Source organism: Chitinophaga polysaccharea (genome assembly GCF_902150045.1).
GTDB classification, from domain to species: Bacteria; Bacteroidota; Bacteroidia; order Chitinophagales; family Chitinophagaceae; genus Chitinophaga; species Chitinophaga polysaccharea_A.
Genome location: NZ_CABFVU010000004.1, coordinates 209,220 through 234,169, shown reverse-complemented (window position 1 = coordinate 234,169; position 24,950 = coordinate 209,220). Strand labels below are relative to the sequence as shown.

At 44.9% G+C, this 24,950-nt stretch carries 22 protein-coding genes and 1 tRNA gene; 16 read left to right on the top strand and 7 right to left on the bottom strand.

Going from position 1 to position 24,950, the window contains the following annotated elements; translation table 11 throughout:
* Window positions 1-242: 242 nt before the first annotated feature.
* The 4 genes from FN124_RS25695 to FN124_RS25680 form a co-directional block, all read right to left on the bottom strand.
* Window positions 243-782: a hypothetical protein gene (locus FN124_RS25695; RefSeq protein WP_142687656.1), complete on the bottom strand. Its 540-nt coding sequence runs from the start codon at window positions 780-782 to the stop codon at window positions 243-245.
* Window positions 783-957: 175 nt separating this feature from the next.
* The gene (locus FN124_RS25690) at window positions 958-1,419 is read right to left on the bottom strand and encodes a hypothetical protein (protein ID WP_221887907.1); all 462 of its coding nucleotides are present in this window, start codon (window positions 1,417-1,419) and stop codon (window positions 958-960) included.
* Window positions 1,420-1,447: 28 nt separating this feature from the next.
* Window positions 1,448-1,723 carry a hypothetical protein gene (locus FN124_RS25685; RefSeq protein ID WP_142687654.1) on the bottom strand — a complete coding sequence of 92 codons (276 nt, stop codon included), beginning with the start codon at window positions 1,721-1,723 and terminating at the stop codon, window positions 1,448-1,450.
* Window positions 1,724-1,754: 31 nt separating this feature from the next.
* The gene (locus FN124_RS25680) at window positions 1,755-2,261 is read right to left on the bottom strand and encodes a GmrSD restriction endonuclease domain-containing protein (protein WP_376765856.1); all 507 of its coding nucleotides are present in this window, start codon (window positions 2,259-2,261) and stop codon (window positions 1,755-1,757) included.
* Between the two features lie 357 nt (window positions 2,262-2,618).
* Here FN124_RS25680 and FN124_RS25675 point away from each other — a divergent pair, with 357 nt between their 5' ends.
* Complete coding sequence (locus FN124_RS25675) at window positions 2,619-2,942, top strand: ISAon1 family transposase N-terminal region protein (RefSeq protein WP_142683040.1); 324 nt, start codon at window positions 2,619-2,621, stop codon at window positions 2,940-2,942.
* A gap of 16 nt (window positions 2,943-2,958) precedes the next feature.
* Entirely contained in the window at window positions 2,959-3,918 is a 960-nt protein-coding gene (locus FN124_RS25670) for an ISAon1 family transposase (protein WP_260607295.1), read from the top strand.
* Window positions 3,919-4,045: 127 nt separating this feature from the next.
* On the opposite strand, the gene FN124_RS25665 is transcribed toward FN124_RS25670, so the two are convergent.
* Window positions 4,046-4,119, bottom strand: a tRNA-Arg gene (locus FN124_RS25665).
* 113 nt (window positions 4,120-4,232) lie between these two features.
* On the opposite strand from FN124_RS25665, the gene ung reads away from it, so the two are divergent.
* Window positions 4,233-4,904 (top strand): uracil-DNA glycosylase, encoded by a 672-nt coding sequence (gene ung / locus FN124_RS25660; RefSeq protein WP_142687653.1) that lies wholly within the window; start codon window positions 4,233-4,235, stop codon window positions 4,902-4,904.
* 11 nt (window positions 4,905-4,915) lie between these two features.
* Complete coding sequence (locus tag FN124_RS25655) at window positions 4,916-5,659, top strand: lysophospholipid acyltransferase family protein (RefSeq protein ID WP_142687652.1); 744 nt, start codon at window positions 4,916-4,918, stop codon at window positions 5,657-5,659.
* Window positions 5,660-5,702: 43 nt separating this feature from the next.
* Here FN124_RS25655 and FN124_RS25650 read toward each other — a convergent pair whose 3' ends face one another.
* Window positions 5,703-8,477, bottom strand: a complete 2,775-nt coding sequence (locus FN124_RS25650) for a putative LPS assembly protein LptD (RefSeq protein ID WP_142687651.1) — start codon at window positions 8,475-8,477, stop codon at window positions 5,703-5,705.
* A gap of 182 nt (window positions 8,478-8,659) precedes the next feature.
* Here FN124_RS25650 and FN124_RS25645 point away from each other — a divergent pair, with 182 nt between their 5' ends.
* The 8 genes from FN124_RS25645 to FN124_RS25610 all read left to right on the top strand — a co-directional run bounded on the left by FN124_RS25645 (window position 8,660) and on the right by FN124_RS25610 (window position 19,753).
* Window positions 8,660-9,892: an N-acetylmuramoyl-L-alanine amidase family protein gene (locus FN124_RS25645; protein ID WP_185937373.1), complete on the top strand. Its 1,233-nt coding sequence runs from the start codon at window positions 8,660-8,662 to the stop codon at window positions 9,890-9,892.
* Between the two features lie 126 nt (window positions 9,893-10,018).
* Window positions 10,019-11,017, top strand: coding sequence for an MlaD family protein (locus tag FN124_RS25640; protein WP_142687649.1), 999 nt, complete (start codon window positions 10,019-10,021; stop codon window positions 11,015-11,017).
* An 8-nt stretch (window positions 11,018-11,025) separates the two neighbouring features.
* The gene (locus FN124_RS25635; protein ID WP_142687648.1) at window positions 11,026-12,909 is read left to right on the top strand and encodes an OstA-like protein; all 1,884 of its coding nucleotides are present in this window, start codon (window positions 11,026-11,028) and stop codon (window positions 12,907-12,909) included.
* A gap of 95 nt (window positions 12,910-13,004) precedes the next feature.
* Complete coding sequence (gene nhaA, locus FN124_RS25630; protein WP_260607584.1) at window positions 13,005-14,216, top strand: Na+/H+ antiporter NhaA; 1,212 nt, start codon at window positions 13,005-13,007, stop codon at window positions 14,214-14,216.
* A gap of 84 nt (window positions 14,217-14,300) precedes the next feature.
* A complete protein-coding gene (locus FN124_RS25625) occupies window positions 14,301-14,828 on the top strand; it encodes a hypothetical protein (protein WP_142687647.1) in 528 nt (175 codons plus the stop codon).
* 100 nt (window positions 14,829-14,928) lie between these two features.
* On the top strand, window positions 14,929-16,446 hold the full coding sequence (locus FN124_RS25620) for an NAD(P)H-hydrate dehydratase (protein ID WP_142687646.1): 1,518 nt from the start codon (window positions 14,929-14,931) through the stop codon (window positions 16,444-16,446).
* Between the two features lie 181 nt (window positions 16,447-16,627).
* Complete coding sequence (locus FN124_RS25615; protein ID WP_142687645.1) at window positions 16,628-18,841, top strand: sodium-translocating pyrophosphatase; 2,214 nt, start codon at window positions 16,628-16,630, stop codon at window positions 18,839-18,841.
* A gap of 282 nt (window positions 18,842-19,123) precedes the next feature.
* Window positions 19,124-19,753 carry an NAD(P)-dependent oxidoreductase gene (locus FN124_RS25610; protein ID WP_142687644.1) on the top strand — a complete coding sequence of 210 codons (630 nt, stop codon included), beginning with the start codon at window positions 19,124-19,126 and terminating at the stop codon, window positions 19,751-19,753.
* Window positions 19,754-19,798: 45 nt separating this feature from the next.
* Here the strand turns inward: FN124_RS25610 and FN124_RS25605 are convergent, their stop codons facing one another.
* Window positions 19,799-20,797 carry a helix-turn-helix transcriptional regulator gene (locus FN124_RS25605; protein ID WP_142687643.1) on the bottom strand — a complete coding sequence of 333 codons (999 nt, stop codon included), beginning with the start codon at window positions 20,795-20,797 and terminating at the stop codon, window positions 19,799-19,801.
* 109 nt (window positions 20,798-20,906) lie between these two features.
* Here FN124_RS25605 and FN124_RS25600 point away from each other — a divergent pair, with 109 nt between their 5' ends.
* The 4 genes from FN124_RS25600 (at window position 20,907) to FN124_RS31545 (ending at window position 24,932) form a co-directional block, all read left to right on the top strand.
* Window positions 20,907-21,119 carry a hypothetical protein gene (locus FN124_RS25600; RefSeq protein ID WP_142687642.1) on the top strand — a complete coding sequence of 71 codons (213 nt, stop codon included), beginning with the start codon at window positions 20,907-20,909 and terminating at the stop codon, window positions 21,117-21,119.
* A 182-nt stretch (window positions 21,120-21,301) separates the two neighbouring features.
* A complete protein-coding gene (locus FN124_RS25595; protein WP_142687641.1) occupies window positions 21,302-23,683 on the top strand; it encodes a TonB-dependent receptor in 2,382 nt (793 codons plus the stop codon).
* A gap of 22 nt (window positions 23,684-23,705) precedes the next feature.
* On the top strand, window positions 23,706-24,569 hold the full coding sequence (locus FN124_RS25590) for a DUF4249 domain-containing protein (RefSeq protein WP_142687640.1): 864 nt from the start codon (window positions 23,706-23,708) through the stop codon (window positions 24,567-24,569).
* 117 nt (window positions 24,570-24,686) lie between these two features.
* Window positions 24,687-24,932, top strand: a complete 246-nt coding sequence (locus tag FN124_RS31545; protein WP_260607583.1) for a hypothetical protein — start codon at window positions 24,687-24,689, stop codon at window positions 24,930-24,932.
* Window positions 24,933-24,950 lie beyond the last annotated feature (18 nt).

The following is a 24,950-nucleotide window of genomic DNA, read 5'->3' as shown; positions in this document are numbered from 1 at the left end:
TGCCCCCGTACTAGTTTGTAAAAAATTATGAATAATTTCTATTGCGCCATAAACGGAAGAATAATTAAATAGCGGATTACTTTTCTTGGGTCTAAAAGGAGGGATCGGTATTCCATTATTTGTAATAGCTACTACTTAACCATACAAAATCACTTGTACTGTGCGATCAAGTAGTAGCTATTACATTTTATCATTACCCCGGAGGTTATTCAACCTAACCATCGTGAAAATATATCGGATTGTTACCGATGAAGCTGGGTGCTATCCGGTACCATTTTACCCTCCTTAGCACCAGAATTGGTTATAATCCAGACTGGCGACCACCAATACACCGCCTCTTTCATACTTAATATGTCACCTTTCTCAAATTCAAACATACCCTTAAGGAGATCGTTTCCATCCGCAAATAATACAGATCCGCCGGATCGTTTATTTAGATAAATAATAGGCAATATGATTTTCTGTTTACCTCCAGCTTTCTTTAGAATGGCCTTCCAGTTTATCTGGAGTTTTTTTATTTTGTCTGCTAACGGAAGCAAAGAAAACGGAGTCGAGTAAGAAAGTGAAACACTGTCTAATTCATTCTTTTTGAAAGACAATTTAATCAATGTAATATATGAACAATCAGGGCAACTTTCTTTTCTGAGTTCTTTTCTCTCTGAATCAATCAGATCCAACAATTTAGATATTTCCGGCTCTGATTCGGAATATTTTTGAGCTACTGTAGTTTTAATCAAACACAAAAGGCAAAGGAGTAATCCTGTAAATATCTTAACTAACATATATCGATTCATTTTAACAAATTATAGATTTATTTACATCCAGAAGGCGTTCCTTTGGTTCTATTTTGATATAATAGTACTGGCGCTATCATGTTCGAAAAATAACTATCATTAGCTTGCTTCTCTTTGATTCTATTCGATGTCCAAAGTAAAGTTTCGGCCAAACCCGCCCAACCTAATGCCTTACAGTCCGCTGGAGGCATTGTGGGTAGATTTCTTTTAAGGCAGTGGCTATTTTATCAGTGTAAGCTGATGCTATAGTTTCATGTTGATTGATGTATAAGCTATCTAAAGCAATTCCCTGTTGTGTCAAGTACGCATATAATGATTCGTGTAGAATTACAGCTGTAATAAACTCCTTAGGCCTCGACGGCAAAATGTCGATATTTAGGTCAATGAAAATTTCACCAACATAAATTGTTTGTCCATTCTCCTTAGCTTCTCTAACGTGGGAATCTATTTGATCATATTGTCCATATACACCTTCACCAAATTCCGTCTTTGGCATTTCTCTGAAAATTAAATCAATATTGGAATTTTTACCACCAAAAACCTGGGTTATTGTTGTCGATATAAAATTCTTCAAATTAGCATTAATTGCGGATTTATATGCTTCCGTAAGGCAAGGATTCTTCAATTCAGATTTAATTTCCCGCGATCCACTGCTATTTGATATACTTCCCCCGCCCCCACCACCAATTACCTTCGCACAACTCAGTACGGCACTTACATAAGCCTAATTTTGTAAAATTATGCGGTGCATTATAAAAAACGAGGTTTTCTTCTAACACGATTTCATATTTTGCAACATAATTAGTAGGCAAATCTCTGAATGTTATGCGAATCCTTTTCCCTTTTTCCAAACAACATTTATATGTGTTTGCAATATCTAAGGCAAATAATTGATTTTTTAATTTTTTAATGGCCTCCTCAACTATCATCAACTCAGCTTTATAAATAGGAGAAGTGATTTCATGATGCGATAGGGAATGCAAAAGAGTATATATAATTATTCTTTTCAAAATGTAAAAGAGTGGAAATGTCTCGAAACAAAATTCTATCATCCTGTAGCTTTTTTTTCAAGAATGTATTTAAGTTGTCCTCGACATATGCTGCATTATCTATTTCTGTGGGTTTCAATGGGGTAATGCCTGAATTATAACGCTTAAAAATTTCCTTCTTCACAAGATCCTCCATATCTCCCTCAATGAGATTCTGAGAGTGAAAGCTAAACTCTATGATCCTAAGCTTGGTATCCCAAAATAAATCCTGTAAATCTTGTCCAAGGTCCTTAAATCCTCTATTGACTATTCGAATATTCTCTAGTTTTTGCAATCCATTTTTCTTAAGTTTGAAATCCCCATTAATAAAACGTAATATCGTCTCATATCTCTGCCTTCCATCTACAACTTCCACACTTTTCAAATTACGGTAATAAATTAATGGAGGTATCTCTGTACCTATCAAAATACTTTCGATAAAGTACGTTGCTTTTCATCATCCCAAACATAGTTCCGTTGATAGAATGGTTTGTAGTTAGTATTATTAACCCGGTCAGGATTATTAAATAGGCTCTCGATTGACATAACCTTGGGTTCAATCTTAATTCTATTCTCAAATATCTCTCTTATTCCACCATCGTTCTATGAAGTTTTATTAAACAGCTAATAGATACTTTAAAATACTACAAATATGGTATTAAACGTACTTCACCTCTTTTCTTTTAAGGTAAATGAGGATCAAGTTGAAAAGTTGGGGGATAGGATAAAAAGTAGTTTTTTTGCAGCAGATTAACCAACGAAGCACGTGGATCAGAATTTTCGCAAACTAGTAGAGATGCTGTTACCAGCAGGGGTTTTAGAGTATTTTGACTTAATTGATTCAAGTCAGAATAAGGAGGGTATTGATATATACCTGGAAGAAAAGAATACAATCCCAGTAGAGCATCAGCATAGAAAAGCACACTCCAAAGGTTTCTTCTCAGAAATTGCAATTCAGGATTTTCCTATACGTGGCCAAAAGGTCACCCTGCATGCCAAACGCCGTCGGTGGGAGGTTTTAGAGGATGGAGAAATAATAACAAGAGATTGGGAAATAGTTAAAAAAGGCACACGAATGACACCGGAGTTCGGTGCTTTTTTAAAAGGATTACTTAGATAAATATCCTGTAAGCCCTGTGCAATTGGGCCATTTCTTTCAGATAGACGGTAAACAGTTAGGCCAGCAATACAAGCATCATCTCAGTGATTTTGGTACCTGGGATCAAAAAGAACATGCTACTGAATGGATGCTTTTTGAACAAAACATTGGTGCCGCTTTAAGTATAGACGAGACAGCCTTTTCCAGTGGAGAACTGTATACAATTGTCACTAATAAGCTGGCCAAAGGGCGCAAAGGCTCAATAGTGGCTATGATCAAGGGCACTCAGTCTGAATTTCTGAAAGAAATACTGTTTAAGATCCCTAAACGCCTGCGTGGAAGAGTACAGGAAGTTACCATCGATATGTCTGGTAGCCTTAATAGCGCTGTTAAAGCCTGTTTCCCTAACGCCCATCGGGTGATAGATCGCTTCCATGTGCAACACCTGGCTTTTGATGCGGTACAGGAAATCAGAATAAAGCATCGCTGGGAAGCCCTGGAACAGGAGAATCTGGAATACGAGCAGGCAAAACGAGCCGCAATGAAGTATGAGCCAGTCAGGCTCGCTAACGGCGATACAGCTAAACAGCTGCTGGCCAGAAGCCGATACTTGCTATTTAAGCATCCCAGACTATGGACCAGAGAGCAGCAGCAGAGAGCGGAACTTTTATTTAGTCATTACCCCCTTATTCATAAATCCTACCAGCTATCCCTGCGACTCGGTGAGGTTTACAGACATTGTAAGTGTAAAGAAGAAGCATTTAAGAAGCTGGCTTTGTGGTATAATGACGTGGAGGAAGCGGGGATTTTATCCTTCAAGACCGTTGCCAGGACTATCAGAACTCATTATCTGGGTATCCTCAACTTCTTCAACAACAGAGCCACCAATGCGGCTGCAGAATCATTCAATGCAAAAGTAAAGTCCTTTAGAAATGCACTGCGAGGGGTGCGGGATGTAGAATTCTTTCTTTATAGATTGACTAAACTTTATGCCTAAAATTTATGGACATCCCCCAACTTTTCAACTTGATCCGTAAATGAAAGACAATAGCCATTGATAATGGTTCATTTAACACTCTAAACAAGAAGAGGAAAACCGCTTTCGCAATTTTCCTCTTCTTTCGTGTCCCGGATTGGATTCGAACCAATGGCCTACTGCTTAGAAGGCAGTTGCTCTATCCAGCTGAGCTACCGAGACTTATCTTTAAATGTGAAATAAAATGTTATATTTATCTCGCATTTTGGGAGTGCAAATTTATGCAAAAAACTCCCAATAAATCAAATTTAATTTATTTTTCTTTAAATATCATTATGGACGTACAAATAGAATCAAGCTGGAAGGAAGCGCTGAAAGATGAATTTCACAAGTCTTATTTCGATCAGATCGTAATGTTCCTTAAACATGAAAAGGCACTGGGTAAAGTGATCTATCCCGCCGGCAACCTGATCTTTAATGCTTTTGAAAAAACGCCGATAGATAAAGTAAAAGTAGTGATACTAGGCCAGGACCCTTACCACGGTCCGGGACAGGCGCATGGGCTCAGCTTTTCCGTGCCTGATGGCGTAAAGCCACCTCCTTCACTGGTGAATATTTACAAGGAAATGAAAACAGACCTTGGCCTGGAAATACCCACCAGCGGCAATCTTACCAAATGGGCAGAAAACGGCGTAATGTTGTTGAACGCCTTTCTTACCGTAAGAGCAGGAGAGCCTGCCTCACACAGCAAAATAGGATGGGGCGATTTTACAGATGCGGTGATCCGCAAAATTTCCGATCTGCGCAGTGATGTCGTATTCCTCCTCTGGGGCCGCTTCGCGCAGGATAAACAATACCTGATAGACGCAACAAAACATCATATACTGCAGGCCGCACATCCCTCTCCTTTCAGCGCAGATAAAGGCTTTTTTGGATGCAGGCATTTTTCACGGACCAATGAAATACTCGGAAAAGCAGGCATAGCACCGGTAGACTGGAGACTGTAAAAAACAAGCCTATGTTTAAAAATATCTTCGGCAGAATATTCGCAGCATGGATGCTGGTGATGTTTGCGCTCACGATGCTGGTAATATTCATTCCTGTATGGATCATTTCTTATATGCCGGAACCACGGAGAACAAAGGGATTTCTTTTCTTCGGAAGATTATGGATGAAGGTATATATGCCGCTGATCGGCTGCCCTGTACGAAAAAAAGGGCTGGAACATTTTGCGCCCGGTCAAACCTATGTTGTAGTATGTAATCACAATTCACTGATCGATGTTCCTGTAACTTCTGCAGAAATTCCCGGTATCAATAAAACACTTGCTAAAGCATCGCTTGCCAAAGTACCCCTGTTTGGAGTGTTGTACCGCATAGGTGGTATCCTGGTAGACCGCAACAGTGAAGCCAGCCGCAAGCAAAGCGTTGTAGAAATGAAAAAAGCGCTCAGCCTGGGCATACACATCCTGTTGTATCCTGAAGGCACGCGCAACCGTACAGACCAGCCTTTAAAGAATTTTTACGACGGCGCCTTTGCGCTGGCTATCGATACACAAACACCACTGATGCCATCACTACTCTTTCACACAAAAAAAATATTACCTGTAGGAAAGAAATTCTTTGCATGGCCTCATCGTATCGATTATCATTTCCTGCCTCCATTACCAACTACGGGAATGACAAGAGATGACCTTCCCGCGTTCAAAGAAAAAGTATTCCGCCTGATGTGGGATTATTACCAGGATAACAATATAAAATGATGCAAACTTAAAGGGGGATGGCCAATAGCCATCCCCCTTTAAGTTAAAGATCCTGGAACTGTCTCGATCGGTTTATCCGCAGATCACGCAAAATACCCGCCTTCGGGTTAATGGTGATACTAAACTGCCTGAACGTACCAAACGGAATAAGGTTAATGGACATCTGCCAGCAGTGCAGATCCCGTGAGATGTACATATTTGTATAGGCGATCTGCATATTGGTGAAATCAAAACCACTGTTCAACCCTATCTTCCATTTAGGCGTAAGACTGAAATCGCCATTGAAGCTTACATATTGGGTAATGCGCTTTACTACACCGCCGGAATCGGGGATGATGGTATTGGTATACGATAGGCTATAGGAAAGATCCACCCGCCACGGGATGTCAAAATCCACGTATTCGCCGGGATTATTGCGCACCATCTGCAGCTGCCGCTGTTGTGCAGCAAAAGCGGCGTCTGCGTTCTGCGCATTCTCCAGGGAATCTATCTTCTGTTCCTTCTGCTGGCTCTTTTTATCCTTCGACTGGAAGGAGGTGCTCATGGAAATGCTGGCGTTGGTGAGGCGGCCCAGGCTGATCTTGCCCTGCTGCCACACGTATTTATCAAGGCGGCGGCCGCGGGCATCCACCTGGTATGGATCAATGTTCCCGCTGGCGGAGATATTCAGTTTGTCGAACAGGTTGGTACGGGCGTATAGGCTGAAAGTTGATAACTTAAAGGAATCTGCCACCAGGTTGTAACTGCCATTGATCCCGAAACCATCCAGCAGTTTTATTTTCTTTTCATGGTTCCCCGTGGTATCTTTTTTCGAGAATACCTTCATCTCAAGGTTATTATCCAGCCCGAAGTTCAAACCTCCAAATGCCCCCGGAGACGGTACCCCGATGATGGCACCATCAAAGTCGGATACCATTTGTTTGTCGCCCGCAGCGTTATACTGCAGCTCATGGTAATATTTGCTGGACAGGTCCGGACGGTAACTGGCGCTCAGCGTGGGTCGCATCACATGCCGGATCGCCTTTATCTTGGAGGTCTTTTTGAATGTGTACATACCGTATATAGCGGTCGATAACGACATGCTGGCACTGATATCACGTGCACTGTAAAAACCTGGAATATAAGTAGTGTCAATGGCGCCTAATGTGTCAAGCCCCTGGTTCCACTTGTTGGGATCCCATTTACGCACAAATTTCTTGGTGTACCAATACTCTGTATAGTTAATACCTGGTGATAAGGTAAAGGTTTTAAATACCGGGATGGAGAACGAGATCGGGATATTATGCTGCATGCCTGTTTGCATGGCATCGAACATGGCCTGCTTGCCAAACAGGGAATCCTTGAAATTAGCCTGGTTACGCAGGATGGTATTATAGGAAACACCTATTTTCTCATACCATTTTGGTGTGCCTACCATTTCCTTTGGCTGGAAAGGGTAAATGGTGTTCACCGTGAAGGTAGCGTCCGGAAAGGAGATAGACACATCGCGGGTACTGAGGTTCTGGGAGTGGTTCAAACCCATGGTAAGGTTATAGGGTTTGCCCTGCCAGGTTTTGGAAAAGGTAATGGATGATCCGATGTTATTATTTACCCGGGTATTGTAGTCATACACATTGTATTTGTTATAGGAAGATGTTCCGAAATTCACTGCCGCACCAAAGTTCACACCGGGGCGGGCTTTACTGTCCATGCTATGGTTCCAGGTAACACGGAAATCCTTGGAAGTAGCGAACTCCGATTTAACCGCAGGGTCGCCAAAACGGGTATTGGCAAAGCTCAGGTTAAGCCCTCCGTTGTATTTATAGCGTTTCCGGTAGGTAGGGCTGGCAGTAAGGCTCCAGCTTCCGTAGGAATACACATCCCCCCGCATGGTGAGATCAAAATGATCACCTAACCCAATATAGTAACCACCGTTTTCCAGGCCAATACCTTTCTGCTGGTTCACCACATATTGTGGAGGCAGGATACCCGAACGTTGTCCCTGGGTAATAGGGAATATGGCAAATGGTATATACAGCGGTGTGGGAATCCCTTCAATTTCCAGGTTAGCCGGTCCGGAGATCACCAGTTTATCCGGGATTACCTTTATTTTACGGGCTCTGAAGCTAAAGTGGGGCGTATCCAGGTTACAGGTGGTATACCCGTTCTTAAAGCCGAAAATGGTATTATCTGCCGCTTTTTTGGTCTGCTGGCTGTGAATGTAGCCTTCACCATACTGGGAGCGGGTATTGTAGATCTTTGCTTTCTGGGAGGTAAAATTGTACCTGAGGGTGTCCGATTCAAAGCTTTGTCCCCCGTCGTTCATTACGGGCCCTCCGAATAGCTTACCGGCAGTATCTTTAGCGTTGGTGGCTTCAAGAATACCGGTTTCCTGGTCGAAATTCATTTTTTCGGCAGAAAGATCGATCGTTTTGTATTTTGTGTTGGCAGTACCATATAAATAGAAGCGCTTATCAGGCACCATCAGGATAATGGAGTCTTTCGCTTTATAATTTACCGGTGCATCCAGCGTGTCTTTTGATATCTTTGGCACAAACAGGGTATCTACGGTTGTTTCCCCGGTGGTATCCACACCTTTGATTAATTGGGTGGAATCGGTAGAATCAGGAGTAACAGCTGCAGGTTTGGGTATTTTACCTGTATCTTTCCGGGCCGGCGGCGTGGTATCTGCCAAACTTTTGTTAAAATACGTACCAACTTGTGGCCTTGCGCCTGCAACTGCATCTATAATAAAGGGAATGGCGATGAACATACCGGCAAAAACCAGGTATGTATGCCGAAAAAACTTTTTATAATTATTTTTGTAGCTAGCGTTCATGTGTTATGGCGGCAAACCTACAAGATTTTATACAATTTATTACAAATGGTAACTTGTATTGTTTGTAATATAATATAATAAAAGCTGGCGGAAACTCGCGTGGAACAAGCGGATTATTAATTTAACAGATAAACTTATTTTTTTATTTTTTGTGAAAAACAGCACCCATTAAAATGAGAATCATGCGCTGGAACCGATTTTGGATTTTAGGACTGGGAACACTACTCACCTGTACCTTATTTATTCAGGCCAAAACAAATCCCGTTTCCGATAAACAGGACAAGCCTATACGAACGATTATAATTGATGCCGGCCACGGCGGTGAAGATCCCGGCGCCAAAGGCAGCTACTCTACTGAAAAACAGGTGACCCTTGAAGTAGCGCTGAAACTGGGAAAGATCCTCGAAGAAAATATGCCCGATGTAAAGGTAGTGTATACACGAAAAACAGACCGCTTCGACGATCCCCGTAAAAAAGCCCAGATTGCCAACGATAACAAAGGGGAACTTTTTGTATCCATCCACTGTAATTCTACCGGGAAAATCCGCAAGGTAACCGGTTACAAAACCGTTTACCGTAAGAAAGGAAAAAAGAAAATAGCCGTTAAACAGCCTATTTACGCCTACTACCCCAGCAATGCCAAAGGCACGGAAACGTATATATGGGCCACCAGTAAAAACAACGCTAAGATGGAGTCCCTGAAACAAAACTCCGTGATCGTGCTGGACGCCAACTCAGAAGAAACGAAACAGCTGATGGACGATACGGATCCTGAAACCTTCATCCTGCTGAATACCCTGAGAAACGCCTACTTCGACCAGAGCCTCCGCCTTTCTACCCTCATTGAGGATGAATTTACACGGGTAGGACGTATCAGCCGCGGCGCAAGACAAAGAAATGAAAAAGGTATCTGGGTACTGTCCGCCACCGCAATGCCAAGCGTACTGGTGGAACTGGGCTTTATCAGCAATCCTGAAGAGGAAGATTACCTCAACTCCAATAACGGGCAGCAGGAACTGGCCAATTGTATCTATAAAGCCATCAAGCGTTACCGTGATGAACTCGACAGGTTTACCACAAACCGTAATACCCAGCCTTCTACAACCAGAGTATCCGCCAAAGGCAGTAACAATACCAGCGCATACCTGAACAGTGGCAATGGCAGCAGCAAGCCGGCGCCCTTATCTGCCAGCAGCTATTGCGTGCAACTCATGATCACAGATAAATTCTACAAACCGGGAGCTTCCATTTTCAGGAAGCTCCACGGTGACGTTAACCGCCAACCGGTGGTGATGAATAAAAAAAAACTCAACAAATATATCCTGGGGCGGTTTAAAACCGACCAACAAGCCTCCGGCGCCATGCGCAAAGCCCGCAAACTGGGCTTTAAAGACGCTTTTGTAACCGCCTGCTAATCACCACCGCCTCCCCCTTACCCCTCCTTATTATTCCCCTTTCCTCTTTTTTATTACTAACATTTTCGTACGATCACTTCCCGTGCATGCTTTTTGATTATTTTTGCGTGAACGTATACGAATCTCATGCTCAAATTATCTAATGAAACCAAAGTAGGTGTATTAACTGTGCTGGGTATAACCTTACTTGTGCTGGGCTTTAATTTATTGAAAGGAAAAAGCCTGTTTTCACATAATAAAACCATTTATGCCGTTTATCACCAGGTAAATGGTTTACAGCCAGCCAATGCAGTACAGGTAAATGGCCTGGTGGTAGGTAATGTTGCTAACCTGGAGGTAATGGACAGAGATGCTTCCCGTATCCTGGTAGCCATCACTATCACCAAAAAAATAGAAATCCCCCGTAATTCCGTGGCCCGTATCAGCAGCGACCTGCTGGGTACCAAAACAGTACAGCTGGACCTGGGTAACGCCAGCGAATATCTGAAAAGCGGCGATACCATCTATGCTGCCGTAGATGGCTCTATGACCGATGCCCTGAAAGAACAGCTTAACCCGCTGGTAAAAAAACTGGAGGGTACCCTGTCTAATATCGACTCCGTACTGATGTCGGTAAATGCTATTCTCGATACCACCGCAAAAGGAAACCTCCAGGATGCTATCCGCAACCTGAATACCACCATGCGCAATTTTACGCATACCTCCGCATCACTTAACAGTATGCTGGATCCCAACAACGGTAACATCCAGAAAACATTCAATAACCTGGCCGCCGTTACCGGCAACCTGAAAGATAATAACGCTAAAATTACCGGGATACTCGACAATGCTGAAAAAGCTACCGGCGCCCTGGCTAACGGTAATATCGATAAAACACTGCAGCAACTGCAGCAAACTGCCAACAGCCTTAACCAAACCATCAGTAAACTGAATACTACCGATGGTACCGCAGGTATGCTGCTGAACGACAAGAAAGTGTATAACAACCTTCAGTACTCCCTGGGTAACCTGAATAAGCTGCTGGAAGACCTGCGGGTGAATCCGAAACGCTATGTACACTTCTCCCTGTTTGGCAAAAAAGATAAAACGAAACCGTTACCTTCAGACACAGCAGCGGTACAATAATAGAATCAATGCATCGATACATAAAATCAGGGATCTTTCTGGCCGTCATCTGCCTGCTGGCAGCTACGGCCAGCGCCCAGTTTCCGGCACGACCTGCGCCGAAAACCGGGTCTGTAATTGAAATTATTCACGCCGATACATTGATCATGAATGAAAAAGATTCGATCAGTGTTACCCGCTTCATTGGTAACGCCATTTTTAAACAGGGCACTACCCTGTTTAACTGCGACAGTGCCGTAAAAAATAATAAAACCAACATTATCGACGCATACGGCCATATACATATTAACCAGGCCGACAGTATCCACATCTATGGTAATTACCTGAACTACGATGCCAATACCCGCATCGCCATCCTCAGGGAAGATGCAAAACTGACAGACGGTAAAGTGACCATCACCGGGCCGGAGCTGCAGTACGACATGAATGCCAAAATAGGCTCCTATGTTAAAACCGGGAAACTGGTAAACGGTAAAAGTGTGCTCACCAGCGATGAAGGCTACTATTACACCGATACCAAAGAGATGCATTTCATGCGGAACGTATTACTGGTAGATCCTGAATACACGCTCAGCACAGATGAACTCCTCTATAACACCGACACTAAAATAGCCACCATTGTAGCGCCTACCACTATCAACAATAACGATAAAAGCGTGATGTACGCCACCAGCGGCTATTATGATACGGAAAAAGGATACGGCAACTTCGGTAACCGCCCCACTATTGAAGACAGTACCGGCACTATCACCGCCGATAATATAGAAATGGATAAACTCACTGGTATGGCCTACGCCACCGGTAACATGGTGTATAAGGATACCGCCCGCAAAATGTCGCTGCTGGCCAACAAAGGCATTGTAAACCAACGCGAAAAAACAGTCCTTGCCACCCAGAAGCCACTGCTTATTATGGAAAAAAATAAAGACACTATGTATATGGCTGCCGACACCCTGTTTTCAGGCGTGATCAGGCCAGACGACAGCCTGTCTATTCCTTCCGTGGCCGGACTGAAACGCCTCCCGGAATCTCCCACCAAAAATCTCAGGTCACTGAAAAATATACGGCCTCCGGAGAAATTCACCGCCACTATATCGCCGGTCACACGGGGCGACTCCATCGCCCGGCGACAAAAGGATAGTGTAGCCGCCAACGTTATGATGTTCATCGCCGACAGTACCCTCGCTCAAACCAGGCAAAAGCTGGACTCCGCAGTGAAGAACATAAAAGTGGCGCCCATACCCGATGTAGTGATGCACGATTCCCTGCCGGGTATTAAACATCATGCAGACAGTATGGCACTTTCTGCACCTAAAGATACCAGTGAACAACGCTATATCCTTGCCTACCACCATGTAAAAATATTCTCAGACTCCCTGCAGGGTGTGGCAGACAGCGTATACTATACATCAAAAGACTCTGTATTCCGCTTCTATGGTACGCCGGTGCTGTGGTCCAACAACACCACACAGCTCAGCGGGGATACCATCCTTATGTTCACCAAAAACCAAACAGCAGATAAAATGCTGCTCAAAAACAATGGCTTTATTATCAATGAAGCCGGGCCGGGCATGTTTAACCAGATCAAGGGCAATGTGATCACAGGCTATGTACTGGCGGAAACGCTCGACTGGATGCACGTGGAAGGGAATGCGGAAACCATTAATTATATCAAAGACAAGGCCGGGGCTTATATGAGCGTCAACAAGGCCCAGTGCGCCATTATCAATATCTTCTTCAAAAAAGGGGAAGTAGATAAAGTAGTACTGATCAAAGACCCGGAAGGCACCGTTTACCCGTTTACACAACGTCCCAAAGACCAGCTGCTGCTGGAAAACTTTAAGTGGGACATTAAGCGGCAGCCCAAAACCAAATACGAACTAATGCAATAATTTTCGTTGTAAGGATACCTGGAAATGGCTGCTTCACCGCAGCCATTTCCAATATAATATCTCCCGGAAATATTTTTTTACCAAAAAGAAATGCTGTGATCAAAAACTCTATTAACATCATCCGGAAAACACTGATATCCCCTATCCATACTTTCCTGAAAGATAGCCGTGCGGTAGGAATAGTACTCATTGTATGCACCATTGTATCAATGGTACTGGCCAATACCGGTGCACAGGAAGATTATATAGGGTTCTGGAATACATTATTTGATCCCGCAGGCGGCCATCATTATGAATACCGCTCTTTACACCTGCCTAACTCCTGGCTGCTGTGGATAAACGACGGCATGATGGTGCTGTTCTTTTTCCTGGTGGGCATGGAAATAAAAAGAGAGCTTACCGTAGGGGAACTATCCTCCCTGCGCAAATCCGTTTTACCCGTGCTGGCGGCTATAGGCGGCATGTTATTCCCCGCACTGATCTTCACCATCTTCAACAAGAACACTGCTTATGCACATGGCTGGGGAATCCCCATGGCTACTGATATTGCTTTCTCACTGGGTATCTTATCTCTGCTGGGCAGAAGGGTGCCGGTAAGCCTTAAAATTTTCCTGATGGCCCTGGCTATTATCGACGACCTCGGCGCCATATTAACCATTGCCATCTTCTATACCCCACACCTCGATGTAAAATATTTACTGATTGGCGGCGGCGTATTATTGATCCCGTTGCTGCTGAATTTCCTGAAAGTACAACGGCTCATCCTTTACTATATCCCCGGTGTGGTGCTCTGGTATTGCCTCTTTAATTCAGGCGTACATGCCACTATTGCCGGTGTGCTGCTGGCGTTTTGTATTCCCCAGGAGCGTATCGCCGGACTGGTGCATAGTTTACATGACCCGGTGAATTTTATTATCATGCCTGTGTTTGCACTGGCCAATACCGCCATCCTTTTGCCTGCAGATATTACAGGCGCACTGACAAATAATATCAGCTATGGCATTATCGCCGGCCTGATACTGGGAAAGCCACTTGGTATTTTCGCGCTTTCCTTTGCCGCCGTAAAGCTTAAGCTGGCGGCACTGCCTTCAAAATCGGGCTGGCTGCAGCTTCTGGGCGTTGGCCTCATTGCCGGTATTGGCTTTACCATGTCTATTTTTATTTCTTCACTGGCCTACCAGGAAAGGGAATTACAGATTATAGCTATCATGTCGGTAATTGTTGCCTCCCTTATAGCAGGTATTGCCGGGTTTATTTTTCTGCGGCTGATCAAACCGGTTGGCATTGTTCTTGCAAAGCAACCCTGAAATTAATTTCGTCGTGTATATACTTTAGAGAATAAGCCAACGTTTCTCACGTATATTTTTAAGTTTCATTCAAACAACAGATCTATGAAAAAAGTCGTGTTACTTTTCAGCCTTATTGCTATCGTCGCAGTCCAGGCAAACGCGCAGAAGAAAAAAAGTTACCAGAGCAGCGATCCTTCCAATTACGAAACTGCATTGGGTGTTCGCCTGAATCCATGGGTGGTGGGCTTTACCATCAAACATTTTATCCAGGGGCCTCATGCTATTGAAGGATTGGTAACTACCAACCACTCTCATAAAACAAACGTTACTTTCACTGCATTGTATGAATACAACTGGAATATTGGCGTACCTGAATTGAATATGTATGCAGGTGGTGGCGCGCACGTAGGCTTCTACGACCGCCGCGATTACGATTGGGACCGTTATATCGACAAAGGCAAGGGCACATATGTATCTCCGGGCCTGGACGGTATCATTGGTATCGAATACACTTTCAAGAAAATTCCTTTAAATATCAGTGCCGATCTGAAACCTTACGTACAGTTTGTTGGACCCACCAACTATCTTGGTGAGGAGATCGGCGGTGTGTCTGCCAGATATACTTTTTAATCCCCGGCGACCACTTCATTACAAACGGATCATGAGGCAAGCATGGTCCGTTTTTTTATGTTCCCTATTTTGAAGTATTTTTAGTGTTCAACCAACGGATATGAAAATCTTCTCCGCTGCACAGATCAGGGAGGCCGACGCCTTTACTATCGCTCATGAACCGGTTAGCAGTACCGGCCTCATGGAACGGGCCGCCGGTGCCTGTGCAGCCTGGCTGGAAGATCATTATTCTCCTGCACATCCTGTTTATATTTTTTGCGGGAAAGGAAATAACGGGGGAGATGGATTAGTGATTGCCCGTTTAATGCTCGGGCATGGTTACGAAGTACACACCTGCATATTGCAGCACAGCAGCAAAGCCAGCCCTGATCATGAACATCAGCTCCATGCACTGCAACAACTTTATCCCACCGGAATTTATAGCATCGGTGATGCATCCGACTTCCCTGAATTACCTCCCAATGCCATCATAATAGATGCCATTTTTGGTACCGGTATGAGCCGGCCGGTAGACGGCTGGATAGCGGGTATCATTCACCGCATAAATGAACAACGGCATAAGCATCCCATTATAGCCGTAGACATGCCTTCCGGCCTCATGGCCGATGAAAGCAGCGTGCATAACCCCGTTATACAGGCGCATACTACATTAAGCTTTGAATTTTATAAGCTGGCCTTCCTGTTACCGGAAAATGCCTCCTGCACGGGAGAAGTGCATATACTGCCTATAGGGCTGCATCCCGGTTATATAACGCAAACGCCGGTACGATATCTCCTGACCGACCGGGAAATAATACGCACTATTTACAAACCCCGTGAGCCTTTCGCCCACAAGGGCACCTATGGCCATGCATTGCTGATAGCCGGCAGCTATGGTAAAATGGGTGCAGCGGTATTGAGCGCACGCGCCTGTTTGCGTGCGGGAGTGGGCCTGCTTACCTGTCATGTGCCGCAGTGTGGCACCCAGATCATGCAGATCAGCGAGCCAGCTGCCATGTGCATCACCGACGAGGATCCGCATTACAGCACCCATTTTCACAAAGGAGTAAGCACTGCCGGTTATAAGGCCATAGGTATAGGCCCTGGTATAGACAGGCAACCAGGAACTGCCAGATCAATGGAAATGCTGATGGATGCCTGGCAAGGCCCTATGGTGATAGATGCTGACGCTCTTAACCTGCTTTCCGTATATCCATACCTGTTATACAAGGTGCCAAAAGGATCGATGCTCACGCCCCATCCGAAGGAATTTGAGCGGTTATTTGGTAAAACTACCAACGATGTAGCGCGGCTGGAATTATTATCAGCCAAAGCTGTGGAACTGCAACTGTACATTTTATTAAAAGGACGGTACACTGCCATTGCCTGCCCCGACGGGGCGGTTTATTTTAACCATACTGGCAATCCTGGTATGGCCACCGGTGGCAGCGGGGATGTGCTTACCGGCATCCTGACCGGTTTGCTGGCACAGGGTTATACCCCAAAAGCCGCCATGCTGCTGGGTGTGTGGCTGCATGGCTATGCCGGCGACCTGGCAGCAACGGAGCTGTCGCAGGAAGCCATGACGGCATCAGATATCATTACCTTACTGGGCAAAGCCTTCCGGGAAGGGATCTGAGCACTATATTTTTTTTCGGCCGAAATACTTACTCATGGCTCATGTGTACAATAATTTTATTTACCGCGTACGCAATTAATAATTTATGTTTTATATTCATTTGAATATTTTTTTTTGGAATCCTATTATTTTTTAATTACTAAACGTTTTTGTCAACCACGTATTTATAAATTTCGCTTACATGAATATAGTTTACCTCGTTCCATGTTTTGGATTATTGGCTTTACTGTTTACGGCTGTTAAAAGCTCCTGGGTATCGCGCCAGGATGCAGGTAACGACAAGATGAAAGAGATAGCCCAGCATATTGCTGAAGGCGCTATGGCATTTCTGAAGGCTGAGTATAAAGTCCTTATTTACTTTGTGATTATTGCTGCCCTGTTGCTTGGATACATGGGCGCCACGCATGCCAACTCCCACTGGTCTATTGCACTGGCTTTTATTATCGGAGCGGTTTTTTCAGCCACTGCAGGCTTTATAGGCATGCGGATAGCTACCAAAGCCAATGTGCGTACCGCGCATGCAGCGCGTACCAGCCTGGCCAAAGCCCTGCAGGTATCATTTACCGGCGGTTCTGTAATGGGAATGGGCGTTGCCGGTTTGGCTGTTCTCGGACTGGGTTCCTTATTTATTATACTGAAATCATATTTCGGGGCGGAAGCCAATACTGCTGAAATGATCAAGACCATCGAGGTGCTCACTGGTTTTTCGTTAGGCGCGGAAAGTATTGCCCTGTTTGCCCGTGTGGGTGGCGGTATTTACACTAAGGCCGCCGATGTGGGCGCCGACCTGGTAGGTAAAGTGGAAGCCGGCATCCCGGAAGATGATCCGCGGAACCCGGCCACCATTGCAGACAATGTGGGCGATAACGTAGGCGACGTTGCCGGTATGGGCGCTGATCTGTTCGGTTCTTATGTAGCTACAGTACTGGCCACGATGGTGCTGGGCTCTGAAACTGTATCGCAGGATGCTTTCGGAGGTATTGCTCCTATCCTGCTGCCAATGATCATTGCTGGTGCAGGTATTATCTTCTCTATTATAGGTACCTTCTTTGTTCGCATCAGTGAAGACGCAGGTTTGAATACCGGCGTAGTGCAAAAAGCGCTGAACATGGGCAACTGGGGCTCTATCATATTAACCGCGGTTGTTTCCTACTTCCTGGTAAACTGGATCCTGCCGGAAAGCACTATGACCCTGCGTGGTCATGAATTTACCCGTGGGCAGGTATTTGGCGCCATCATGGTAGGTTTGGCGGTAGGTACGCTGATCAGTATCATTACGGAGTATTATACTGCAATGGGTAAGCGCCCGGTAAAATCAATCATCCGCCAATCTGCTACCGGCGCCGCTACCAATATCATTGGCGGCTTGTCTGTAGGTATGGAATCCACTACCCTGCCTATCCTGGTGCTGGCAGCCGGTATTGCCGGTTCCTTTTCCCTGGCGGGGTTATATGGCGTAGCCATTGCGGCAGCCGGTATGATGGCCACTACGGCCATGCAGCTGGCTATCGACGCCTTTGGCCCTATTGCGGATAATGCCGGTGGTATTGCCGAAATGAGTGAACTGCCTAAGGAAGTAAGGGAAAAAACAGATATCCTCGATGCAGTAGGCAACACCACCGCCGCTACAGGTAAGGGTTTTGCCATTGCCTCTGCAGCATTAACCGCACTGGCGCTGTTTGCCGCCTTTGTAGGTGTAGCAGGGATCCAGGGTATCGATATCTATAAAGCGAATGTTCTTGCAGGTTTGTTTGTAGGTGGTATGATCCCCTTCATTTTCTCCTCCCTTGCTATTGCAGCAGTAGGCCGTGCAGCCATGGCTATGGTGGAAGAAGTACGCCGGCAGTTCCGCGAGATACCCGGCATTATGGAAGGTACCGGCAAACCGGAGTATGATAAATGTGTGGCCATTTCCACCAAGGCATCTATCCGTGAAATGATGCTGCCTGGTGCTATTGCACTGATTTCCCCTTTACTGGTGGGCTTCCTGGCTGGTCCGGAAGTGTTAGGTGGTTTCCTGGCTGGTGCTACTGTCAGCGGTGTACTGATGGGAATTTTCCAGAACAACGCCGGTGGCGCCTGGGATAACGCGAAAAAGTCTTTTGAGAAAGGCGTTGAAATCAACGGTGAAACCTACTACAAGAAATCTGAGCCACATAAAGCATCTGTAACCGGCGATACCGTTGGAGATCCGTTTAAAGATACCTCCGGCCCCAGCATGAACATCCTCATTAAATTGATGTCTATCGTGTCGCTGGTAATTGCGCCTACCCTGGCTGAAATGTTCCATACCAAACAACCACTGGTGCCGCCTACTGTCAAAACAGAAACCGTGCAACCTGCTGCTAAAACAGTAACCGGTAAGGCAACAGCCTACCTGGTGGAAAAGAAGTAGTGCGGATTTTATTTTTTTCAGGATTTTGATGATCAAAAAACTTAGGGGAGATGTAAGCGAGTGAGGCTTATATCTCCCCTAAATTTTTTAATCAATACGAATTTTATTTTTCGGTTTGGTAATTAAAATATCTTCCCTATCTTTGTACTGTAATTATTTTTATTACAGATAAAGAGATCTGTATTTTTTATCTTCATAACTGTAATATTTTTTATAACAATTAAACAATTAAACAATCAGCACAGGCAGGTTGTATTATTATTCACTACAAAAATTAAAAACATGAAAGTTGCCATCATCGGAGCATCCGGATTTATAGGCTCAGCCATTTTAAATGAAGCACTGAGCCGGGGACATGAAGTCACCGCTATTGTTCGCCACCCTGAAAAGATAACGGTTACCAATCCACACCTGACAGTTAAAAAAGGAGATGTTACCAACGAAGGGGAATTAACCCCGCTGCTGGCGGGGAATGAAGCAGTGATCAGCTCCTACAGCGCTCACGATTCCGCTACCTATGTAAAGGCCATTAATGCTATTATTAATGCCACCAAAAAGGCCGGCATCAAAAGACTTATCGCAGTAAGCGGAGCCGGTAGCCTGGAAATAGCTCCTGGTGTGCAATTACTGGATACCCCCGAATTCCCTGCAGAATGGAAAGGCGGCGCTTCCGCCACCCGCGATGCATTTCATGTGATCAAACAGTCTACCGACCTCGACTGGACCGTAATAAGTCCTGCTATGATGACTGAACCAGGGGAACGTACCGGTAAGTTCCGGTTGGGCAAAGACCAGGTAGTATTCAATGATAAAGGAGAGAGTAAAATTTCTTCCGCGGATTACGCAGTTGCCTTAGTGGATGAACTGGAACAACCAGCGCATATCAAACAACGCTTTACTTTGGCTTATTAACAAGATAAGATAAAAAAGGAGCAACAGAGGTTGCTCCTTTTCTTTCTAACCCCTTACTTTCCCGGGGCTTACTCCGAATTTCTTACGGAAAGCAGTACAGAAATGCTGTGGAGAGGAATATCCCGCCTGCTCTGCAATAAGCGACATAGGCAAATCCCCGTCAACAATCAGTTTCCTGGCCAGTTCCAGGCGATGATCATTTAAATAACCAAATACCGTAGTATCAAAAATGGCCTTAAAGCCCGATTTCAGTTTAAATTCATTCAATCCTGCTTTACGCGACAATTCCTCCAGGCTCAACGGCCGCTGTATATGCTGCAGCATCAGGTCCCTGGCGTAATGCAACTTTTCCACATCCTGCGGTGTGATCTTATTTCGCAAAGGTGTACCGGCTGCCTGCACCGTTTCTATCTGTTCACATTGCAGCGCCAGCAATTCTATGGCCTTCGATTGTAAAAAAAGCTTCTTCAACCCTCCCTGGAATTTGCACTGGCGCACCTCTTCCATCACTATCCGCATACGCGGGGTGATCCGGGGATTATATTTCTCTGTCAGCGTAACGGATTTGTTACCTGCCACATTATTGGCAAGTCCGTCCAGCACCCTCCCGTTATTCTCCGCCAGCTCCAGGAACCTGGAAGTGGTAAAGCTCATACCGAAAAAAAGAATGTCGCGCTGTTTCTTTACCGCCACATTCTCCGATTGCGCAGGACTAAACATAAGATTATGTTCCTGTGTGGAAAACCTGAACTTGTCTGAAATGCCCCCCAGCGACGTGGTAATATCTCCCTGCTCCATGAACAGCATCATTACACGGGGCTCCAGGTATTCCGCAAAAACATTGATATTCTCGTACACTTCCGCCTTACAACAGGCAATACTGGTGCCTTCGAAATTATATTCGTGCACCGTTGCGGAGCCAAAATCCTTGTGCAGTTCCTGGGTTTCTTCAATCATCCCCCTGGAACGGATCTTATGGTAATCAGAAGGAAATTCCTCCGAAAGCAATACCTGGTTGGCATCATCAGTAATAACTACGCCCATAAAAAAATCCGTTTCGTGTAATTGATAATCCGTCTCGTGTAACAGTTATATGGGATAACAGCAGCAAATTTGCATAAAAATATTCCGAATACTCAAAAAATTATCATCTATGTTGGGAATATTCCGTACCAATATTACAACTGTTCAGGATAGAAACAATGTCATCAGCGCCATTTCAGCACAATTTACTGTAAATGCCTGTAGCGTGGACCTGGAGGACTGTGACAAAGTATTACGTATTGTAAGCCCTCAATCATTAGCAGAACAAACTATTATAGATTTTGTAACCCGGCTTGGGTTTAACTGTGCCATCCTGGACTAAGAGGGCTCCGTATTTATTAAAAAGGAAGGCATTCAGCCTTCCTTTTTTTGTTTAAGCATGTTATAACACATTTATGATGCAAAAAAATAATTTATCCCCGTAGGGGTAATATATTTTTGCGGCGTCTTATATGCATGCTACAAAAACGCAATAGACATTCTATAAAACTGTACCCGACTTTTATGAAAACTAAGGCATCCATGTTGCTGTCACTGCTCCTTATGATCCTGGCAGGACAATCAACTAACGCACAGCAGCAACGATATACCGTAAGCGGCTATGTAAAAGACAAAAAGAACGGAGAAAGCCTGGTAGGCATCTCCATTGGCAAAAGCGGCACCAGCCTGGGTACTGTAAGTAACCAGTACGGGTTTTATTCCCTCACGCTTCCGGCCGGAGAACATGAACTGCAGTTCTCCTATATGGGCTACGGTACCTATAAAACCACCGTTGACCTGAAAAAGAATATCACCCTGGATGTTAGCATGGAAGCCACCAGCAGCCAGCTGAACACCGTTACGGTGAATGGTCAGAAACAGGAAAGGACCGTCAATACCCTGAATACCAGTATCAATAAGCTGGACATACAACAAATGAAAAAGATGCCCACCTTCATGGGTGAGGTAGACGTGCTCCGCGCGATCCAGACCCTCCCAGGGGTTAATACCGTGGGTGAAGGCGCTTCGGGGTTCAACGTACGCGGAGGTAACAGCGATGAAAATCTTATCCTGCTGGATGAAGCTCCTGTATACAACTCTACTCACATGCTCGGCTTCTTCTCTGTTTTCAATCCGGATGCCGTTAAAAGCCTGAACCTGATCAAAGGAGGGTTCCCGGCTGAATACGGCGGCAGAACCTCTTCTGTACTGGATATCCGCATGAAAGACGGTAATAACCAGGACTTCAACGTAAACGGCGGTATTGGTAACATCTTCAGCCGCCTGTCTGTAGAAGGCCCGCTTGTAAAAGATAAATCCTCCTTTATAGTGGCTGCCAGAAGATCTTATATAGACGTGCTGATGAAACCTTTTGTTAAGGGAGATATGAAAGATACCAAGCTCAATTTCTACGACATCACCGCCAAAGCCAATTACAAATTCAATCAAAACAACTCCATATTTGTTAGCGGATACTTCGGCAGGGATGTTTTCGGTTTTGGGAAAGATATAAACATGAACTGGGGCAACAGCACCGCCACTGTAAGATGGAACCACGTTTTCACGAACCGCCTGTTCCTGAACCTCACTACTTATTATAGTAAGTACGACTACAGCCTGAAGTTCAGCAACGATTCCAAAAGAGGCGCCAATGAAGATGCACAAGGGTACGACTGGACCTCCAACATCATCAACTATGGGCTGAAACCATCTTTCACCTATTACATCAATTCCACCAATACCCTGCACTTCGGCGTACAAGGCATCTATTATACCTTTAAGCCCGGTACAGGTACCAGCACAGAAGGCGACCTTAAGCATGTAAAAGAACTGCCGGACCAGCATGCCCTGGAATCAGCCGTATATCTGGATCATGAATGGAAACCAACAAAGAAATTTGGTATCCAGTACGGTGGCCGCTTCTCCGCTTACCAGTTTATAGGAAAAGGAACTGCCTATTACTTCAACGATACCACACCAGGTATCCGCAAAACACTGATTGGCACTAAAGAATACGGCGCCAACGATCTCATCAAAGGCTATTACTACTTCGAGCCCAGGCTGAGCGCACGCTACGCATTTACAGATCAGCATGCTGTAAAAGTGGCCTATAGCAGAACCACACAGTTCATGCACCAGCTCTCCAATACGGCATCCCCTACTCCGCTGGATATCTGGACACCCAGCACCAACAATATCAAACCGATGGTGTCTGACCAGTATACCGCAGGTTACTTCTACAATGCGCCGAACGACGCTTACGAACTGTCGGCTGAAGTATTTTATAAAACAACAGACAACCAGCTGGATTACATCGATAACGCCAACCTGCAGCTGAATCCTTTGATCGAAGCAGATCTCCTGCCATCGCAGGGACGCGCATACGGACTGGAACTATACGCGAAAAAAGATATCGGTAAAACTACAGGCTGGATAAGCTATACCTTGTCCCGCACCGAAAGAAAAACCACCGGCATCAGTATGGATGAATGGTTCCTGAACCGCTACGACCGTACCCACAACCTGAACCTGGTATTAACGCACACCTTCACAAAACGCACTTCCCTGTCGGCCAACTGGGTATTTGCCTCCGGCACACCCGGCACCTTCGCTGATAACAGGCTGGAGTTCCAGGATTGGGATATTCCTTATAACAGTACCGAAAAACGCAACAACTACCGCCTGCCGGCTTACCACAGGCTTGACCTGTCTGTGACGCTGAAAGGCAAACAGCTGAAACGCTGGAAGGGTGAGTGGGTATTCTCCCTGTATAATGTATATGCCCGCAGAAATGCCTACACCATCTACTTTAAACAAAATGACGACGATCCAACCAAGCGGGAAGCGGTACGTTTGTCTATCATAGGTTCCATCATTCCCGGTATCACATATAACTTCAAGTTTTAATTGTCCAAAAATTCAAGACCAGATGAAAAAGTCATTATTCCTCATATTGTTTGCTGTTGCTACAGGTTTTACCGCCTGCGAAGACAAGATCGACCTGAACATTGCGAAAGGAATATCCTATCCGGTACTGGATGCATGGATTACCAATGAAACAGGTGTACAAACCATCAGGTTTACCATGTCGGTACCTTATACGGATAACAACCCCGCTCCCATCATCGATGATGCGAAGATCACATTGTTTGACCTGACCAGCGGCGAATCGTATCCCTTCTTGTTCAAAGACAATAAATACACCTACGATGCTTCCGCCAAAGCCATTGGTGTTATAGGTCATGGGTATAAACTGCATGTAGAACTGAAAGGTGAAATATTTGAAGCATTCGACAGTATCAAAAGGGTAACAAAAATAGATTCCATCTCTTATGAATTCAAAACAAAAGAGGAATCTATCAGCGGTAAAGAAGGCTACTATGCGAAGTTTCACGCCAAAGATCTGGCCGGTGCAACCGACTATTACTGGATCCGCTCTTACCGTAATGATACGCTCAGGCGCCTGGAAGATAACTTCTCCATTGATGGCTCTTACGACGAAGGCGTGTCTGATGGCAATACCTTTATTTTACCGATAAGGGAGGGCATCACAGATTACGATAAACCTTTCCAGGCAAATGAAAAGGCCATTGTAAGAATGCTTTCCCTTACCCACCCGAGTTACGACTTCCTGACACAGGTAAATAACCAGGTAAACTCCGGCGGATTATTTGCCAAAGTACTGGAAAATGTAAAAAGCAATGTTCATAACACCACTCCCTCCGGTAAAACAAGGATCCTGGGATGGTTTGGTACATCTGCTGTAAGTCGCGCTGAAAGAACGTTTAAGTAGTAGCTGTTTTTTAATCTGAAAATGCCGCGGGAAAAGTTTCCCGCGGCATTTTTGCTTTAATTTCCCATGGGAAGCCCCGCAAAAATCGTTAACTTCCGTAACAGAAAGTTACCACGTATGCCTCCCGATCTGATCACATATGCCATCCCCGGATTTGTGTTGCTGATATTGCTGGAAATCATTTTTACGGCGATCGATAAAAAGAATATGTATGAGCCTAAAGATGCTCTCAGCAGCATTGCCATGGGACTTGGCAACGTATTTATCGGGATCTTCACCAAAGCTGTTATTTTTGGCATCGGAGAACCACCCGGCAGTTGCGAAGGGGGCAGGTTTAAGCATTGTTCCAGGACAAATCCGTGAAAAAAAAAGTCCAAATAT

Excerpts from the sequence above, each read along its gene's own strand:
- FN124_RS25695 (WP_142687656.1), bottom strand. The coding sequence starts at position 782 with ATGTTAGTTAAGATATTTACAGGATTACTCCTTTGCCTTTTGTGTTTG.
- FN124_RS25685 (WP_142687654.1), bottom strand. The coding sequence starts at position 1,723 with ATGATAGTTGAGGAGGCCATTAAAAAATTAAAAAATCAATTATTTGCC.
- FN124_RS25675 (WP_142683040.1), top strand. The coding sequence starts at position 2,619 with ATGCTGTTACCAGCAGGGGTTTTAGAGTATTTTGACTTAATTGATTCA.
- ung (WP_142687653.1), top strand. The coding sequence starts at position 4,233 with ATGGACGTACAAATAGAATCAAGCTGGAAGGAAGCGCTGAAAGATGAA.
- FN124_RS25655 (WP_142687652.1), top strand. The coding sequence starts at position 4,916 with ATGTTTAAAAATATCTTCGGCAGAATATTCGCAGCATGGATGCTGGTG.
- FN124_RS25650 (WP_142687651.1), bottom strand. The coding sequence starts at position 8,477 with ATGAACGCTAGCTACAAAAATAATTATAAAAAGTTTTTTCGGCATACA.
- FN124_RS25645 (WP_185937373.1), top strand. The coding sequence starts at position 8,660 with ATGCGCTGGAACCGATTTTGGATTTTAGGACTGGGAACACTACTCACC.
- FN124_RS25640 (WP_142687649.1), top strand. The coding sequence starts at position 10,019 with ATGCTCAAATTATCTAATGAAACCAAAGTAGGTGTATTAACTGTGCTG.
- FN124_RS25635 (WP_142687648.1), top strand. The coding sequence starts at position 11,026 with ATGCATCGATACATAAAATCAGGGATCTTTCTGGCCGTCATCTGCCTG.
- FN124_RS25625 (WP_142687647.1), top strand. The coding sequence starts at position 14,301 with ATGAAAAAAGTCGTGTTACTTTTCAGCCTTATTGCTATCGTCGCAGTC.
- FN124_RS25620 (WP_142687646.1), top strand. The coding sequence starts at position 14,929 with ATGAAAATCTTCTCCGCTGCACAGATCAGGGAGGCCGACGCCTTTACT.
- FN124_RS25615 (WP_142687645.1), top strand. The coding sequence starts at position 16,628 with ATGAATATAGTTTACCTCGTTCCATGTTTTGGATTATTGGCTTTACTG.
- FN124_RS25610 (WP_142687644.1), top strand. The coding sequence starts at position 19,124 with ATGAAAGTTGCCATCATCGGAGCATCCGGATTTATAGGCTCAGCCATT.
- FN124_RS25605 (WP_142687643.1), bottom strand. The coding sequence starts at position 20,797 with ATGGGCGTAGTTATTACTGATGATGCCAACCAGGTATTGCTTTCGGAG.
- FN124_RS25600 (WP_142687642.1), top strand. The coding sequence starts at position 20,907 with ATGTTGGGAATATTCCGTACCAATATTACAACTGTTCAGGATAGAAAC.
- FN124_RS25595 (WP_142687641.1), top strand. The coding sequence starts at position 21,302 with ATGAAAACTAAGGCATCCATGTTGCTGTCACTGCTCCTTATGATCCTG.
- FN124_RS25590 (WP_142687640.1), top strand. The coding sequence starts at position 23,706 with ATGAAAAAGTCATTATTCCTCATATTGTTTGCTGTTGCTACAGGTTTT.
- FN124_RS31545 (WP_260607583.1), top strand. The coding sequence starts at position 24,687 with ATGCCTCCCGATCTGATCACATATGCCATCCCCGGATTTGTGTTGCTG.